A 14,627-nucleotide genomic window follows, 5' to 3' on the forward strand; every position below is an offset into this window, starting at 1 on the left:
GGGCGGCTGTGTGTCGGGTGGCTTCCCGGGAGTCGCCCGCGGGCGAGGTGACTCGCCCGGACCCGCGGCGGCAGCCGTCCGTGGGCCGCGTGACGGTCCGGGGGCGCGGCGAGGGGGCGATCGCGTCAGTCGGCTTCGGGGGCCGCGACGAGTTCGGTCAGGCGCCGCACGAGGGTGACGAGCAGGACGCGCTCGGTCGGTGTGAACGCCTCGTACGCGCGGGTCTGGCGCTCCCTGAGCCGGGTCCGGAGCAGGGTGAGTCGCTCGGCTCCCTCTTCGGTGAGGCTCACGAGGACCCGTCGCTCGTCCTCGGGGGACCGGCGCCGTACGACGATCCCCTTCGCCTCCAGCTGCTGCAGCATGCGGGTGGCGGTGGGGACGCTGACATCCGCGTCGCCGGCCAGTCGACCCACCGGCAGGTCCGCTTCGCTCGCCAGGGGTTCGAGCAGTGCGACCTGGGCGAGGGAGAGGCCGCCGATCTGCTCGGCACCCGCCGAACGGGCCCGTCGCATGGCGACGAAGAGCGCGTCGGCCGCCCGGGCGATCTCCTCCGCGCTCGCGTCGTCGTCCGTCGAGACCGATTGCCCATTGCCGTGGTTGCTCATGAGCGGTAGCTTACTGGAGTAATGATTAGCCACCTAAAGTTTAGGAGGCGAGTGGAAATGGGCTCTCCTTTCCGTATCGACGTCCACCAGCACCTGATCCCGTCGGCGTACCGGGACGTGATGGACCGCCACGGCGTCACGGCCGCCGGCTGGCCCACTCCCGCCTGGGACGCGGCGAGCGCGATCGAGACGATGGACCGCCGGTCGATCGCGACCGGCATCCTCTCCGTCAGCTCGCCGGGCATCCACTTCGGCGACGACGCCGAGGCCCGTGCGATCGCCCGCGGTGTCAACGAGTACAGCGCGGAGCTGGCCAAGGACCGGCCCGACCGCTTCGGGTTCTTCGCGAGCCTCCCGCTGCCGGACGTCGAGGGCGCGCTCGCCGAAGCCGCCCATGCGCTCGACGAGTTGCATGCCGACGGCGTGGTGCTCATGTCGAACGTCCAGGGCCGCTATCTGGGCGACAAGGAGTTCGAGCCGCTGTGGGCCGAACTCGACGCCCGCGCGGCGGTGGTCTTCATCCATCCGGACGCGCCGCCGCTCCCCATGCTGGAGGGCATGCCCGGCCCGCTGCTGGACTTCCCGTACGACACCACGCGCACAGCGGTGCACATGACGCTCAACGGCGTGATGAGCCGGCACACCCGGATGAAGGTGATCCTCTCCCACGCCGGTGGCTTCCTGCCCTATGCGGCCTGGCGGTTCACCGGCGGCGCCCCGTTCAACCCCGGCACCACGCCCATGGGCATCCTGGCCGACCTGCAGCGCTTCTACTTCGACACCGCGCTGTCCACCACGCCGTCCGCCCTGCCCTCCCTGCTGGCCTTCGCCGCACCCGGGCACATCCTCTACGGCAGCGACTTCCCCTTCGTCCCGCAGGAGAGCGGAGATCTCCTCGACGCCCTGCTCGAAGGCTACGAGGGCTTCGAGCCCGGCCGGCTGGACGCGATCAACCGTGGCAGCGCGGAGGTGCTCTTCCCTCGGCTCGCCGGGGCGTGATCGGGGGCGGAAGGGGGGCGGTGCGCCGCGGTGGGGCCGACCTCACGGACAACCGCGGGCGCGCTGCCGGGCGTTCAGGAGCGTGTTTCGGCTTCGGTCGCCATGCGGACCGCCGCGTCGTGGAGGAGTCGCGCGTGCATCTCGGCCATCGCGACCAGGTCGACGCTGTCGCCGGCGATCTCCCGCTGAATGAACAGGCCGTCGGCGCCCGCGACGGCGTACACGCTGAGCACGCGTACGGCCTCGTCGTCCAGGCCGGGGAAGAGGGTCACGATCATGTCGCTGATCCTCCGCCGGGTGATGTCGCGGACCTGGAGGAAGACCGTGCGGCCTCGGGGCTCGGTGGGGCGCCGTTCCAGGGCGAGCATCAGGCCGAGCCGGAGGAAGTCCGGCGCGTCCACCAGGGACTTCGCGACGTTCGCCGCCATGGCCGTGACCCGCTCCAGAGGAGTGCCGGTCGCTTCGCCCGGTAGCTCGACGGCCGCGAGCCAGGTCTCGAAGCTGCGCTCGATGACCGCGGCGATCAGGTCGTCCTTGTCCTTGAAGTGCCAGTAGATCGAACTGGCGGGGAGCCCGCACTTGGCGCTGACCGCCGCGATGGACGTGCCCTCGTACCCGCGTTCGCCGGCGATCTCGACCGTGGCGTCGAGGATGCGCTGCCGCGACTCCACCCCGTTCGCCCGCTTCTTGCGCGGCGTCTGTGCACTGGGCATCGGATGTGTCCTCCCTGTCCCGACCCTTGACCCTATCCCGACATCCAGCTTACCGTAGCGGTCATTCCAATTGGAATGACCGCTACAGCAAGAGCCGCGACAGGGACGACAGTGAGGTGGGCCTGGTGAGCGAAGTCAGGGCCGAGGACAGAGCCGACGACGACGCGTACGACGTGGCGGTGATCGGCTACGGGCCGACGGGCGTCACGGCGGCGAACCTCCTGGGGGCGATGGGCCTCAGGGTGGTCGTGCTGGAGCGGGACGCGGAGATCTACTCCCGGGCCCGAGCGATATCCACCGACGAGGAGGTCGTACGGATCTGGCAGCGGATCGGCCTCGCCGACCGGCTGAAGCAGGACATGCTCGCCGAGCGCCCGCTGGACTTCGTGGACGCCAAGGGGCGTACGTTCATCAGCGCGGTCCCGACTCCGCGCGGGCACGGCCATCCGCCGCAGATGTTCATCTATCAGCCGGCACTGGAACAGGTCCTGCGCGACGGCGTCGACCGCTTCCCGAACGTGGAGCTCCTGCTGCGGCACGAGTGCCTCCGGCTGCGGCAGGACGACGACGGCGTGGAACTGACGGCCGTCTCGACCGTCGACGACTCGGTACGGCGCCTGCGGGCCGCCTACGTGATCGCGGCCGACGGCGGCTCAAGCCTCACCCGGGCCCAGCTGAACGTGGGCTATGAGGGCAAGACGTACGAGGACCGCTGGGTGGTCATCGACACCGAGATGCTCAGGCCCTGGCCGGACCACGACCGCCTGCGCTTCCGCTGCGACCCGGCCCGGCCGGCCGTGGACTGCCCGACCCCGCTCGGCCACCACCGCTGGGAGTTCCCCATCCTGCCCGGGGACGACGAGAAGCAGCTGACCACCGACGACGCGATCCACGCGATGGTGGCCCGGTACGGGATCGGCCGGGACCAGATCAGGATCCTGCGCGCCACGGTCTACAGTCACCACGTCCGCTTCGCCGCCCGCTTCCGGGTGGGCCGGGTCTTCCTGGCCGGTGACGCCGCCCACGCCATGCCGCCGTGGATCGGTCAGGGCATGGCCGCCGGCGTACGGGACGCGGCCAACCTGTGCTGGAAGCTGGACGCGGTGCTCCGCGGCGAACTGCCCGAATCGCTCCTGGACTCCTACGAGTCCGAGCGCAAGCCGCACGTCAAGGAGGTGACGAAGCGGGCGGTGTTCGTCGGGCGGGTCATCACCGAACGGCGGCGGGCGGTCACCCGGGTCCGCGACACCGTGGCGCCCCTCCTGAGCCGCTTGCCCGGCTTCGGCGGCTGGATGCAGGACTCGAACTGGATACCCGTCGCCCACTACGCCGACGGCTTCCAGGCCCGACCGCGCACCAAGGCGTCCGGCCACCAGATTCCGCAACCCTGGGTGACCGCCCCCGACGGGGCCCGGGTCCGCCTCGACGACGCACTCGACGGCCGCTGGCTGCTCCTGCACCTCGGGCTGCCCACACCTCAGCCCGCGTGGGAACGCCCGGGCGTTCCGTCGCTCGCTGTCCTGCCGGTCGGGTCCCGGCCGGCCGAGGGCGCGGTCGTCGACAGCGACGGCGTCCTGGTGCCCTGGCTGGCCGAACACGGTGCGGCCACCGTCGCCCTGCGGCCGGACGCCTACGTCTACGCCGCCGCGCCCGCCGGGACCCAACTGCCGCCGCCTCCATCCGGGTTCACTCCGGCACCGCACCCGACCACGACCACCGCACCGTGAGGAACCCCATGAACACGCACACCGAAGTGCCTCGGATGCGGGAGCACCTGCTCGACGTCGGCGGGAAGACTATCTTCGTCGCGGAGATCGGAGAGGGGACGCCCGTGGTTCTGCTCCACGGCGGCGGTCCCGGAGCCTCCGGTGTCTCCAACTACAGCCGCAACATCGCCGAGTTGGCCAAGAATTACCGCGTCATCGTGCCCGACCTGCCCGGCTACGGCCGCAGCAGCAAGGGCATCGACATGACCGATCCCTTCGGGGCTCTCGCCGACGGCATCCGCGGCATGCTCGACCGACTCGGCCTGGAAAGGGCCCACTTCGTCGGCAACTCGTACGGCGGAGCCTGCGCCCTGCGCCTCGCCCTCGACACACCCGACCGGGTCGACCGCATGGTCCTCATGGGTCCCGGCGGCATCGGCACCACCCGCGCCCTGCCCACACCGGGCCTGAACTCCCTGCTGAACTACTACACCGGGGAAGGGCCCACGCGACCGAAGCTGGAGAAGTTCATCCGCGACCACCTCGTCTTCAACGCCGCCCAGGTGCCCGACTCCGTCATCGACTCGCGCTACCGGGACAGCATCGACCCGGAGGTCGTCGCGGACCCCCCGCTGAGGCGCCCGAAGGGCCTGCGCACCGTCTGGAAGATGGACTTCACGCGCGACAGGCGCCTGAACCGGCTGGCCGTGCCGACCCTGGTGCTCTGGGGTGCCGCGGACAAGGTCAACCGGCCCTCCGGCGGCCGCATGCTGGCCGAGCGCATGCCCGACTGCGACCTGTACGAGGTCGCCAACACCGGCCACTGGGTGCAGTGGGAGCGTGCCGACCTCTTCAACCGGCTCTGCGCCGACTTCCTGGCAGGTCGGCGATGAACACCACTCCTTCCGTCTTCGGCGCCGTCCACCTCGGCTACATCGTCATCGAGACCGACCGCTTCGCCGACTGGCGGCGGTTCGGCGCCGACGCCATCGGCATGCACCACGACGACGTCTCCCGCGACGTGATGCGCTTCCGTCTCGACGACCACGAGTGCCGGTTCCTGCTGCGACGGGGTCCCGCCGAGGACGTCGTGGCGATCGGCTGGCACGTCGACGACCACGCCTCCTTCGAGCAGATCGAGGCCCGCCTCCGTACCCATGGCGTCCCCGTCGCGCGGGGCTCCGACGAGGAGGCGGCCCTGCGCGGTGTCGAACGCCTCCTCCGCTTCCCCGGCCCGAAGGGCATCACCCAGGAGATCCACACCACCCCGGTGACCTCGGCCGAGCCGCTGCGGATGGCGGCCTCAGGCTTCGTCACCGGTGACGCGGGCATGGGACACGTCGCCATCACCTCGGCGAAGCCCACCCTGATGCGCGGCTACTTCAACACCGTCTTCGACGCTCGTCTGACCGACTACATCGACGAGACGATCAGCGGAATCAAGCTCAAGATCCGCTTCCTGCGCGTCAACGAGCGACACCACTCCATCGCCATCGCGGCCGTCCAGGGTCTGCCGATCGATCCGGTCCGCACGCGCGTCCAGCACCTCAACATCCAGGCCGAGAGTCTCGACGACCTCGCCCGGAGCTATCAGCGGGTGCACGAACTCGGCTTCGACATGGCCTTGTCGGTGGGGCAGCACACCAACGACAAGGAACTCTCGTACTACGCCCGCACTCCCTCCGGCTTCGAGTGGGAGGTCGGCTGGAACCCCCTCGTCGTCGACGAGAGCACCTGGGAGCCCAGCACCCACCAGGGCATCAGCGTCTGGGGGCACAAGCCCGTCGGCCGGACCATCCTCGACAAGCTCGATCAGTTCCGGCTCGGCGCCCTGTCCTTGGCCCGCCCGGAGAAGACCGTCCCGGCTCTCAGCGGCGCCGGCATCGCCGACGACTGAAAGCTCCGAGACGGCCTTCACACAGGTGAGCCCCGGCCGACGCGGCCGGGGCTCAGGGCTGTTCACGACGGGTCAGGACGTGCTCTCGGCACGGGCCACCAGGTCGAGCGCGATGTCGGTGATCATGTCCTCCTGGCCGCCGACCATCCCGCGCCGGCCGACCTCGACCAGGATGGCGCGGGTGTCCAGGCCGTACCGGGCGGCTGCGGTCTCGGCGTGGCGCAGGAAGCTGGAGTACACACCGGCATAGCCGAGGCTCAGGGTCTCGCGATCCACCCGCACCTCGCGGTCCTGGAGCGGTCGTACGAGGTCGTCGGCCGCGTCCATGAGCGGGAACAGGTCGCACCCGTGCTCCCAGCCGCTCAGCTCCGCGACGGCGATGAACGCCTCCAGCGGGCAGTTGCCGGCACCGGCGCCCTGTCCGGCGAGGGAGGCGTCGACGCGTACGGCTCCGCTCTCGACGGCCACGACGCTGTTGGCGACGCCGAGGGCGAGGTTGTGGTGGGCGTGGATGCCCATCTCCGTCTCCGGCTTCAGCACGTCGCGGTAGGCGCGGAAGCGTTCGCCGACGTCGTCCATGGTGAGGCGGCCGCCGGAGTCGGTGACATAGACGCAGGTGGCGCCGTAGGACTCCATGAGCTGGGCCTGGCGGGCGAGTTCGGCCGGTTCGGCCATGTGGGACATCATCAGGAAGCCGGCGACGTCCATGCCCAGTTCACGGGCGGCGGCGATGTGCTGGGCGGAGATGTCGGCCTCGGTGCAGTGGGTGGCGACGCGTACCGAGCGGATGCCCAGGCGGTGAGCCTGCCGGAGTTCGTGCAGCGTGCCGATGCCGGGCAGGAGGAGCGTGGTGGGTACGGCGCCGACGGTGACGTCGGTGACGGCCTCGATCCACTCCCAGTCGGTGTGGGCGCCGATGCCGTAGTTGATGCTGGAGCCGGCCAGGCCGTCGCCGTGGGCGATCTCGATGGCGGCCACGCCGGCGCTGTCGAGAGCGGCGGCGATGGCGCGTGCCTGGGTGACGGTGTAGCGGTGGCGGACGGCATGCATGCCGTCCCGCAGGGTGACGTCCTGGACGTACAGGCGAGGGGGACGGGTCATCGGGAGGCCACCTCCGTGGCGATGGGGGTTCCCCCGCTCGAGCGAAGCCGAGGGTGGGGGAGGGCGGCCATGCGCTCCGCGGTGCGCAGTGCGGCCGAGGTCATGATGTCGAGGTTTCCGGCGTAGGCCGGGAGGTAGTGTGCGGCGCCCTCGACCTCCAGGAGGACGGAGACCTTGAGGGCCTCGCCGGCGCCGGGCGCGAGGTCACGCAGGGGGTCGTCGGCCGCCACCCTCTCGTACTGCACCTTCTGCTTGAGCCGGTAGCCCGGGACGTAGGCCTGGACGCGCCCGACCATCTCCTCGACCGACGCGGTCACCGCCTCGGTCGCGCACTCGGAGACCAGACAGTGCACGGTGTCCCGCATGATCAGCGGGGGTTCGGCCGGGTTGAGGACGATGATCGCCTTGCCCTTCGCCGCCCCGCCGACCCGCTCGATGGCGGAGGAGGTGGTCTCGGTGAACTCGTCGATGTTGGCGCGGGTGCCGGGGCCGGCGGAACGGGAGGCGATGGAGGCGACGATCTCGCCGTAGTGCACGGGCGAGACGGAGTCGATCGCGGCGACGATCGGGATCGTGGCCTGGCCGCCGCAGGTGACCATGTTGACGTTCGGGGCGTCGAGATGGGCGTCGCCGTTGACGGGCGGGACGACGTACGGGCCGATGGCCGCCGGGGTGAGGTCGACGAGGGTGCGACCCAGCGGGCGCAGCACCTCGTCATGGTGGCGGTGGGCGCCTGCCGAGGTGGCGTCGAAGACGATCTCGACGTCGGTGAACTCGTCCAGCCGGGTGAGTCCTTCCACGCCCTCGTGGGTGGTGGCGACCTTCAGCCGTCGGGCGCGGGCCAGACCGTCGGAGTCCGGGTCGATCCCGGCCATCGCGGCGATCTCCAGACTGTCCGACAGGCGGAGGAGCTTGATCATGAGGTCGGTGCCGATGTTGCCGGAGCCGATGACGGCCACCTTCGTCCTGCTGCTCACCGCTGGTCCCCTTCCATGGCGAACCCGACCCGTACGGAGCCCAGGTCCGGGATGTGCGTCTCGAACAGGTCGCCGGGGGCGGCGGGGGCCATCGGGCCCAGGGCCCCGGTGAGGACGAGATCACCGGCGCGCAGTGGGTCACCGCGCTCGGCGAGGGCCGATGCCAGCCAGGCGGCCGCGTTGAGAGGGCTGCCCAGGCAGTCGGCGCCCGTGCCCTCGGAGACGGTCTCGCCGTTCCGGGTCATGGTCATCGTCACGGTGCGCAGATCGACGTCGGCGAGAGGTACGGGGGTGGTGCCGAGGACGTACAGGCCGCAGGAGGCGTTGTCGGCGACCGTGTCGACGAGGGAGATGTCCCAGCCGGCGATGCGGCTGTCGACGATCTCCAGGGCCGGTAGCGCGAAGTCGACCGCGCGCAGCACGTCCACAACGGTGCACCGCCGGTGCGGCAGATCGCGACCCAGTACGAGCGCGACCTCCGCCTCCACCTTCGGCTGGAGCAGCCGTCCGGCGGGCACCTCGCCGCCGTCCGGGACGGCCATGTCCGCGAAGAGCGTCCCGAAGTCGGGCTGGTCGACACCGAGTTGCCGCTGCACGGCCACGGAGGTCAGGCCGATCTTGCGGCCGACGAGCCGCCGGCCGGCGTCCAGGCCGCGCCGGACGTTCAGCTGCTGCACGGCGTACGCGGTCTCCAGATCGCCGCCTCCTTCGAACAGCGTCCGCACCGGGGGACAGGCGGCACCGGTACGGGCGGCCTCAGCCAGCAGGTCGGCGGCCTCGACCACGTCCGGTGGATCGGCGTCCGGACGGGCGCTGTCGGGATCGGTCGACATGGGTACCTCCAGGGAGGGAAGGAGCGGGGGTGCCACCGATATAGACAGGGTCTGCCGAGAGGGACAAATATTGTTCCGTGACACGGAACAACCCGGGCGGCAGCATGCTGGAGAAGGCCGCGCTCATCCTCGAAAGCTTCAGTCCGGACGGCGGCCCGTACCGCCTGTCGGAACTTTCGGAGCGCACGGGCCTGCCCAAGCCGACGGTGCATCGCCTGGCGGCGGACCTGGTCGGTCTGGGCTGGCTCGAGCGCTCGGGCCCCCGGTACCGGCTCGGAGCGAAGCTCTTCGAGCTCGGCTCGCTCGTTCCGCACCGCCTCGACCTGAGGGAGACGGCCCTGCCCTTCCTCCAGGACCTGTTCGAGGCCACGCGTGAGACCGTCCATCTGGGCATCCGTGAGGGCCTGGAGGTGGTCTACCTCGAACGCATCCACGGCCACGAGGCCCTGCGGCTGCCCTCCCGCATCGGCGGCAGCCTGCCGCTCAGCTGTACGGGCGTCGGGAAGGCGCTGCTGGCCTTCTCCGGTGACGAGCTGACCGAGGAGGTGCTGTCCCGGCCGCTGCCCAGCCTCACCCCCCACTCGATCGCCGACCCGGCGCGCCTGCGCATGGCCCTGGAGAAGATCCGGGTCTCCGGCCTCGCCTACGAGGAGCAGGAGGCCGTGCTCGGAGTGAGCTGCATCGCGGCTCCCGTCTTCGCCGGCGGCACCACGGTCGCCGCGCTGTCGGTCGCCGTACCACTCGAGCGCTTCCGCCCCGCCCAACTGGCCCCGGCCGTACGCACCGCGGCGCTCGGCCTGTCGCGCGTGCTGAGGGGCGGCCGCTGACCGAGACGCTGTCGGCCGGCCCGGCCCGCGCGCGGAGGTGTGCGCGTCGGGACGGCGCTCAGGGGGAGACCGTGTCCATCAGGTCGAGGTCCGGCAGTTCGAGCGAGCAGATGCGCGCCGCCTCTTCGGCGGTCATGCCGAAGTGGCGCAGCAGGCCGCGGACGATCAGGTCCGAGGACCTCGCGTCGTCCCGGTCGGGCTGCGCGTGCAGCAGTGAGCCCAGGGCCAGTTGGGCGCTGACCGTCATCGCCAGGGCGAGGTCCAGGTCCTCGACCTCGAATCGTCCGGCGGCCGCCGCCGTACGGATGTCCCGCTTCGCGCGAGGGGCCAACCCGCGCTCGGAGTAGGCCACTTCGAGCCCGTGGCGCAGGAGGACATGACTGAGCTGCGGGTGGCGGCGGTGCAGGCGGCCGGTCATGCGGAAGCTCTGGGCGTACGCGACCGCGGGGTCGTCGATGTCCGCGGTGAGGCGGTCCATGAGGTCGCCGAACCACTCCAGCGCATCCTCGACCGCGGCGCGGAAGAGGTCCTCCTTGCTGTCGAAGTGGTTGTAGAACGTCCCGACCCCGACGTTGGCCAGGTCGGTGATCTCCAGGACCGCGACATCGGTCCGCCCCTCGGCCAGGAGTTGCTGAGCCGCGCCGACGAGGGAGGCGCGCGTCCTCTGCCGTCGCAGGTCGGTGCGGTTGGGTGCCGTCTTCTCGGCCACCGTGCCTCCTTCTCGCCCGTACTCGATTCAGTCCTGACGATATCATCAGTTCCAGTTTCTGAAGAATTCTTCAGTCCTATTGACTGACGTCACCTTCGGAAGTGACGATTCCTTCAGGAGGTGGTGACCGTGGCTGTTCACAGCGACCTGCATTCCGAGCGGGGCGCACTGCGCGGGGAGCATCCGGGGCGCGCGGCGAACCCGGTGATCAAGGTGCACGACATCGCGTGGCTGGAGTTCTCCAAGCCCGATCTGGACCGTGCCGAAGTGTTCGGCAGGGCGTTCGGCTTCGTCACGTCGTACCGCGACGGCCGTGAGCTGCACCTGCGCGGCACTCAGGCCGGCGCGCCGTGCGTGATCATTCGCAAGGGACGCGGGACGAGGTTCCTCGGCCCGGCCTTCCGGGCGGCCGACGCCCGCGATCTCCTGCGACTCGCCGATGCCACCGGCGCACGCGTGCGGCCGTTGCCCGAGACTCTGGGCGGCTCGGTGGTCGACCTGGCCGACCCCGGTGGACTGCCGGTGCGGGTCGTCGCCGGTACGGAAGAACTGCCGGCCCTGGCCGCGCAATCGGCCCAGCGGCTCAACCTCGCCGGTGGCATCGACCGGATCAACGGCACCCAACGGCCGCCCCGGGAGCCGGCGGGCGTGCGGCGGCTCGGGCACGTCGTCCTGCAGTCGACCGCCTACCGGCGGACGCTCGACTGGTATCTACGGCACCTCGGCCTGATCGTCAGCGATTTCCTGTACTACGAAGGGCAGCGCGAGCGGGGCCCCACCATGAGCTTCATCCGCTGCGACCGCGGTCCGACGCCGACCGACCACCACACCCTGGCCCTGACGCTGGGGCCCTCCGACCGGTACGTGCACTCGGCGTACGAGGTGGCCGACCTCGACGCACTGGCCGCCGGCGGCGCGTACCTCCTCGACGAGGGCTACAAGCGCTCCTGGGGTATCGGTCGGCACATCCAGGGCAGCCAGATCTTCGACTACTGGCGGGACCCCGACGGCTTTCTCGTCGAGCACTTCACCGACAGCGACATGTTCGACTCCGGCCTGGAGCCCGGCTGGGCGCCCATGACCGCCTCCGGGCTCGCCCAGTGGGGGCCTCCGGCCACCAAGGACTTCCTGGGCATCGCGCCCGGACGCGAGTCGCTGGCCGAGCTGCGGTCGATTCTCACCGCCCTGCGATCCCACGACAACGAATTCGACCTCGACCGCCTGCGCGGCCTGCTGAAAGTGGCTACCTCATGAGCACCACCGTCCTCCGTACCTCCGAGGCCTGGTGGGTCGCGCTCGACGAGCACCTCGCCGCCCAGGTCGACACCACCGCGACCTCGACCGCCGAAATGCTCGCCGACGTGAGCTCCGTGCACCGGGCCCGCTCGCATGCGTCCGCCGCTGAGACGCGCGACATCAGTACGCTCGCCCTGGTCTCCCCGGTCACGGCACCGTGCCGAGTGGTCGCGCAGATGACCAACTACGTCTCCCACGTGCGCGACTCCGGGATGGACCCGGCATCCGTCCCCCTGACGTTCTTCCGCAAGACCTCGGGCTCCCTCAGCGGCCCGTTCGACGAGATCGTCAAACCGGACCACGTGCGGTTCCTCGACTACGAGATCGAACTCGGCCTCGTCGTCGGACGCCCCCTCCCGGTCGGCACCACGGTGACCCCGGCCGGCTGGAAGGACCATGTCGCCGGACTGGTCATCACCAACGACGTCTCGGCGCGCGACGTACAACTGCCCAAGACCCAGTTCTACGAGGCGAAGTCCTACCCGACCTTCACCCCCGTCGGTCCTGCCCTCGTCCTGCTCGACCACGACGAACTCGACCGCCTGTCGGAGCTGAGGCTCGTCCTCAAGGTCAACGGCGAGATCCGCCAGAACAGCGACCTGACGGACATGATCTACAACCCGCTGCAGGCCCTCCGGGAACTGTCCCGCTTCCAGGCCCTCGCCCCAGGCGACCTCGTCCTCACCGGCACGCCCGGCGGCACGGCTCTCAAGGCGCCGCCCAAGTTGGTGGAGATCATCGCCGCGCTCCTGCCGCCGGCGGCGAAGTGGAAGGCGTTCTTCAAGTCCCAGGAGAAGAACCAGCGGTACCTCCACGACGGGGATGTCGTGGAGCTCTCCATTCGCACGCCCGACGGCGCCATCGATCTCGGCACACAGCGGAACACGGTGAGGTACGCGTGACCACAAGGACCGACACGGCAAGGTACGTGACCCTCTCCGACGCCACGGTCGGCGAGGGGGACCTCCTCGCCTGGGCCGCCGTGCACGTGAGCGAAGCAGCCGCCGCCCCCAAGGCCGTACACGTCCTCGACACGCTCCCCGTCACCGCCGTCGGAAAGCCGTACAAGCTTCCGCTCCGCGCCGACGCCACCCGCCGTGTACTGGCTGATGTCCTCGCGGACATCGACGGCATCGAAGAGATCGCCACCGACGCCGAATCGGGGACGGTGACCGCCACCGTCACCCTGCGGCCCCGGACGTCGGTCGCCGCCGAAGTGGAACACCGCGTGGCCGACTTCGCCGTGTCCTGCCGCATCGTCACACGGACCAAGGAGGACGGCTGAGATGACTGCTCTCGTCATCCTCACCTCGGCCCTGGCGCTCTGGTTCACCCTGCCGGCCACCGGAAAGCTTCTCGGGACGGCCGCGATGGCCGAGCGAGCCGCCCACGTGGGCTTCACCGTCGGCGGATACCGCGTCATCGGAGCACTCGAAATCGCCGGCGTCGTGGGCCTGTTCGCCGGATGGTCGTTCACCGGCGTGGGTGTCGCAGCCGCGACCGGCTTCCTGCTCCTGCTCGTCGGCGCGGCCGTTTCGCACCTGCGCGCCGGAGACCGGCTGCCCGCGCTGGTGCCGGCGATCGTCTCGGCCGCCTTGGTGTGCCTGCGCCTTCCACGAACGTGACCTGGTCCTCGTACGACCCGACGGCCGCCAGGGGGAGGCGCAGGCGGTGCGTGTCGCGGGCCGGGTCAAGCCGCGCGTCGGCCTCCGAGCCGATCCTTGGCCCACCACAGGAACGCGGCGGCGTGCTGGCGGTTGGCGAAGCCCTCGCCGGCGAGGTCGAGCAGGAGGTCGTTGCTCCACAGGATGAGCCGGCCGAGGGTCCAGTTCACCGACTCGGGCCCCGGCAGCTCCAGGCCGTAGACCATCCGCGCGATCTCACACTTGCCGCCGGCCTCGGTCGTGTACGTCGCACGCTTCGGCCAGGACCCGTATTCTCGCATTCGGCCAGGACACCGGGGACACGCTTCCCGGCACGCCGAGCCATCTCGCCCCGACCGTCCCGGACGGCAACTCGGTGCGCCGCTCAGAGAGAAGGCGTCAAGCCCGCGCACCCGAAAGCTCCCGCGCGCCGATCTCCGCACCTACCATCACGCACATGTCGATCACTTCTCCCATACCTGTTCTCCACGCCGGCGGGAAGACCGTCGTGCTCGTGGAGAACGACGCGCTGATCGTGCGCCGTCCGCACGAGCAGGCGCGCATCCCGTTGGAAGCCATCAGCCGTGTACTCGCCGAGGGGCAGACCGTCACGATCGAGCTGACCGTCGCTCCGACCACGGACAGGACGCACGTCCACCGGGTCTGGGACGTGGTGGACGCCGACGCCGCCGTCGCCTTCGCCGACGCCGTGAACGCGGCTCTGCCAAGGCGGGACGAGGGGACGGAGGCGATCGACGGCGCGGACCTCGTCTCGGGCGAGCGCCTGTACCAGCCGAGTTACCGGAACTGGCTTCGCGGGATGAAGCGCGGCGCGCTCGTCTCGACCTTGGCGGCCATCGGCTCATGCGTGCTCGTGGGCCTCATGGGAAGCCCAGCCGCCATGATCTTCATCATCCCCCTCAGCTTCTTCGGGATACCGATCCTCGCCCTCGGCGCGTTCTTCGCCTACCAACCGGTCGAGGAGTGGTATCTGCGGAAGCACGGCGTCCGGACGGCCGCCGTCCGGCTTCAGGACGAGCCCGGCCGGTACGTGTACACGGATCAGGGCGGCGTGGTCCGCACCGTGCGGCACTCCATCCCGACCTGGAGCATCGAGGTGGCGTACGACCCACGCGACCCCGGCCGCGTACTTCCGTTGCAGTCGCGGGGCCGCCGGATCCGGGACGCCATCCTGGTCGGTCTCACCCTCGGTATCGGCCTCGTTCTCGCCGGCGGGGCCCTCGCGGCGGTGGTCGGCGCCTTCCTCGGCAAGTTCGACAGCCTGCCCTGAGCCACGCCCAGATGAGACGCGTCGACCTCA

At 70.5% G+C, this 14,627-nt stretch carries 17 protein-coding genes; 10 read left to right on the forward strand and 7 right to left on the reverse strand.

Going from position 1 to position 14,627, the window contains the following annotated elements; genetic code table 11:
- Positions 1 to 125: 125 nt before the first annotated feature.
- A complete protein-coding gene (locus ACFQ7Q_RS28655) occupies positions 126 to 605 on the reverse strand; it encodes a MarR family winged helix-turn-helix transcriptional regulator (RefSeq protein ID WP_383560041.1) in 480 nt (159 codons plus the stop codon).
- Positions 606 to 662: 57 nt separating this feature from the next.
- Between ACFQ7Q_RS28655 and ACFQ7Q_RS28660 the strand changes: the two genes are divergently transcribed.
- Positions 663 to 1,604 carry an amidohydrolase family protein gene (locus ACFQ7Q_RS28660; RefSeq protein ID WP_383560043.1) on the forward strand — a complete coding sequence of 314 codons (942 nt, stop codon included), beginning with the start codon at positions 663 to 665 and terminating at the stop codon, positions 1,602 to 1,604.
- A 74-nt stretch (positions 1,605 to 1,678) separates the two neighbouring features.
- Here the strand turns inward: ACFQ7Q_RS28660 and ACFQ7Q_RS28665 are convergent, their stop codons facing one another.
- Entirely contained in the window at positions 1,679 to 2,317 is a 639-nt protein-coding gene (locus ACFQ7Q_RS28665; RefSeq protein WP_383560044.1) for a TetR/AcrR family transcriptional regulator, read from the reverse strand.
- 125 nt (positions 2,318 to 2,442) lie between these two features.
- On the opposite strand from ACFQ7Q_RS28665, the gene ACFQ7Q_RS28670 reads away from it, so the two are divergent.
- From ACFQ7Q_RS28670 to ACFQ7Q_RS28680, 3 genes are read left to right on the forward strand one after another with little or no spacing between them, the layout of a single operon-like run.
- On the forward strand, positions 2,443 to 4,044 hold the full coding sequence (locus tag ACFQ7Q_RS28670) for a bifunctional 3-(3-hydroxy-phenyl)propionate/3-hydroxycinnamic acid hydroxylase (RefSeq protein ID WP_383560045.1): 1,602 nt from the start codon (positions 2,443 to 2,445) through the stop codon (positions 4,042 to 4,044).
- A gap of 8 nt (positions 4,045 to 4,052) precedes the next feature.
- Complete coding sequence (locus tag ACFQ7Q_RS28675) at positions 4,053 to 4,916, forward strand: alpha/beta fold hydrolase (protein WP_383560047.1); 864 nt, start codon at positions 4,053 to 4,055, stop codon at positions 4,914 to 4,916.
- Positions 4,913 to 5,920, forward strand: a complete 1,008-nt coding sequence (locus tag ACFQ7Q_RS28680) for a VOC family protein (protein ID WP_383560049.1) — start codon at positions 4,913 to 4,915, stop codon at positions 5,918 to 5,920. Before ACFQ7Q_RS28675 ends, ACFQ7Q_RS28680 begins: the two co-directional genes overlap by 4 nt.
- 72 nt (positions 5,921 to 5,992) lie before the next feature.
- On the opposite strand, the gene dmpG is transcribed toward ACFQ7Q_RS28680, so the two are convergent.
- From dmpG to ACFQ7Q_RS28695, 3 genes are read right to left on the reverse strand one after another with little or no spacing between them, the layout of a single operon-like run.
- Entirely contained in the window at positions 5,993 to 7,021 is a 1,029-nt protein-coding gene (gene dmpG, locus ACFQ7Q_RS28685) for a 4-hydroxy-2-oxovalerate aldolase (RefSeq protein ID WP_383560051.1), read from the reverse strand.
- Positions 7,018 to 7,941: an acetaldehyde dehydrogenase (acetylating) gene (locus ACFQ7Q_RS28690; protein WP_383560084.1), complete on the reverse strand. Its 924-nt coding sequence runs from the start codon at positions 7,939 to 7,941 to the stop codon at positions 7,018 to 7,020. Before ACFQ7Q_RS28690 ends, dmpG begins: the two co-directional genes overlap by 4 nt.
- A gap of 53 nt (positions 7,942 to 7,994) precedes the next feature.
- Complete coding sequence (locus tag ACFQ7Q_RS28695) at positions 7,995 to 8,831, reverse strand: 2-keto-4-pentenoate hydratase (protein ID WP_383560052.1); 837 nt, start codon at positions 8,829 to 8,831, stop codon at positions 7,995 to 7,997.
- 104 nt (positions 8,832 to 8,935) lie between these two features.
- Between ACFQ7Q_RS28695 and ACFQ7Q_RS28700 the strand changes: the two genes are divergently transcribed.
- Positions 8,936 to 9,658 carry an IclR family transcriptional regulator gene (locus ACFQ7Q_RS28700; protein WP_383560086.1) on the forward strand — a complete coding sequence of 241 codons (723 nt, stop codon included), beginning with the start codon at positions 8,936 to 8,938 and terminating at the stop codon, positions 9,656 to 9,658.
- A 58-nt stretch (positions 9,659 to 9,716) separates the two neighbouring features.
- Here the strand turns inward: ACFQ7Q_RS28700 and ACFQ7Q_RS28705 are convergent, their stop codons facing one another.
- Positions 9,717 to 10,367 carry a TetR/AcrR family transcriptional regulator gene (locus tag ACFQ7Q_RS28705; RefSeq protein WP_383560054.1) on the reverse strand — a complete coding sequence of 217 codons (651 nt, stop codon included), beginning with the start codon at positions 10,365 to 10,367 and terminating at the stop codon, positions 9,717 to 9,719.
- 129 nt (positions 10,368 to 10,496) lie between these two features.
- On the opposite strand from ACFQ7Q_RS28705, the gene ACFQ7Q_RS28710 reads away from it, so the two are divergent.
- From ACFQ7Q_RS28710 to ACFQ7Q_RS28725, 4 genes are read left to right on the forward strand one after another with little or no spacing between them, the layout of a single operon-like run.
- Entirely contained in the window at positions 10,497 to 11,621 is a 1,125-nt protein-coding gene (locus ACFQ7Q_RS28710; protein WP_383560056.1) for a VOC family protein, read from the forward strand.
- Positions 11,618 to 12,565, forward strand: coding sequence for a fumarylacetoacetate hydrolase family protein (locus ACFQ7Q_RS28715; RefSeq protein ID WP_383560057.1), 948 nt, complete (start codon positions 11,618 to 11,620; stop codon positions 12,563 to 12,565). The genes ACFQ7Q_RS28710 and ACFQ7Q_RS28715 overlap by 4 nt, the downstream gene beginning before the upstream one ends.
- Positions 12,562 to 12,948, forward strand: a complete 387-nt coding sequence (locus tag ACFQ7Q_RS28720; RefSeq protein ID WP_383560059.1) for a hypothetical protein — start codon at positions 12,562 to 12,564, stop codon at positions 12,946 to 12,948. The genes ACFQ7Q_RS28715 and ACFQ7Q_RS28720 overlap by 4 nt, the downstream gene beginning before the upstream one ends.
- A gap of 1 nt (position 12,949) precedes the next feature.
- The gene (locus ACFQ7Q_RS28725) at positions 12,950 to 13,288 is read left to right on the forward strand and encodes a DoxX family protein (RefSeq protein WP_383560061.1); all 339 of its coding nucleotides are present in this window, start codon (positions 12,950 to 12,952) and stop codon (positions 13,286 to 13,288) included.
- A 65-nt stretch (positions 13,289 to 13,353) separates the two neighbouring features.
- Here ACFQ7Q_RS28725 and ACFQ7Q_RS28730 read toward each other — a convergent pair whose 3' ends face one another.
- Positions 13,354 to 13,608 carry a hypothetical protein gene (locus ACFQ7Q_RS28730; protein WP_383560062.1) on the reverse strand — a complete coding sequence of 85 codons (255 nt, stop codon included), beginning with the start codon at positions 13,606 to 13,608 and terminating at the stop codon, positions 13,354 to 13,356.
- 155 nt (positions 13,609 to 13,763) lie between these two features.
- On the opposite strand from ACFQ7Q_RS28730, the gene ACFQ7Q_RS28735 reads away from it, so the two are divergent.
- Complete coding sequence (locus ACFQ7Q_RS28735; RefSeq protein ID WP_383560064.1) at positions 13,764 to 14,597, forward strand: hypothetical protein; 834 nt, start codon at positions 13,764 to 13,766, stop codon at positions 14,595 to 14,597.
- The last annotated feature ends 30 nt before the right edge of the window (positions 14,598 to 14,627 follow it).

Origin of the sequence: Streptomyces sp. NPDC056527 (assembly GCF_042794475.1) — a bacterium.
In the GTDB taxonomy this organism is placed as follows: Bacteria; Actinomycetota; Actinomycetes; order Streptomycetales; family Streptomycetaceae; genus Streptomyces.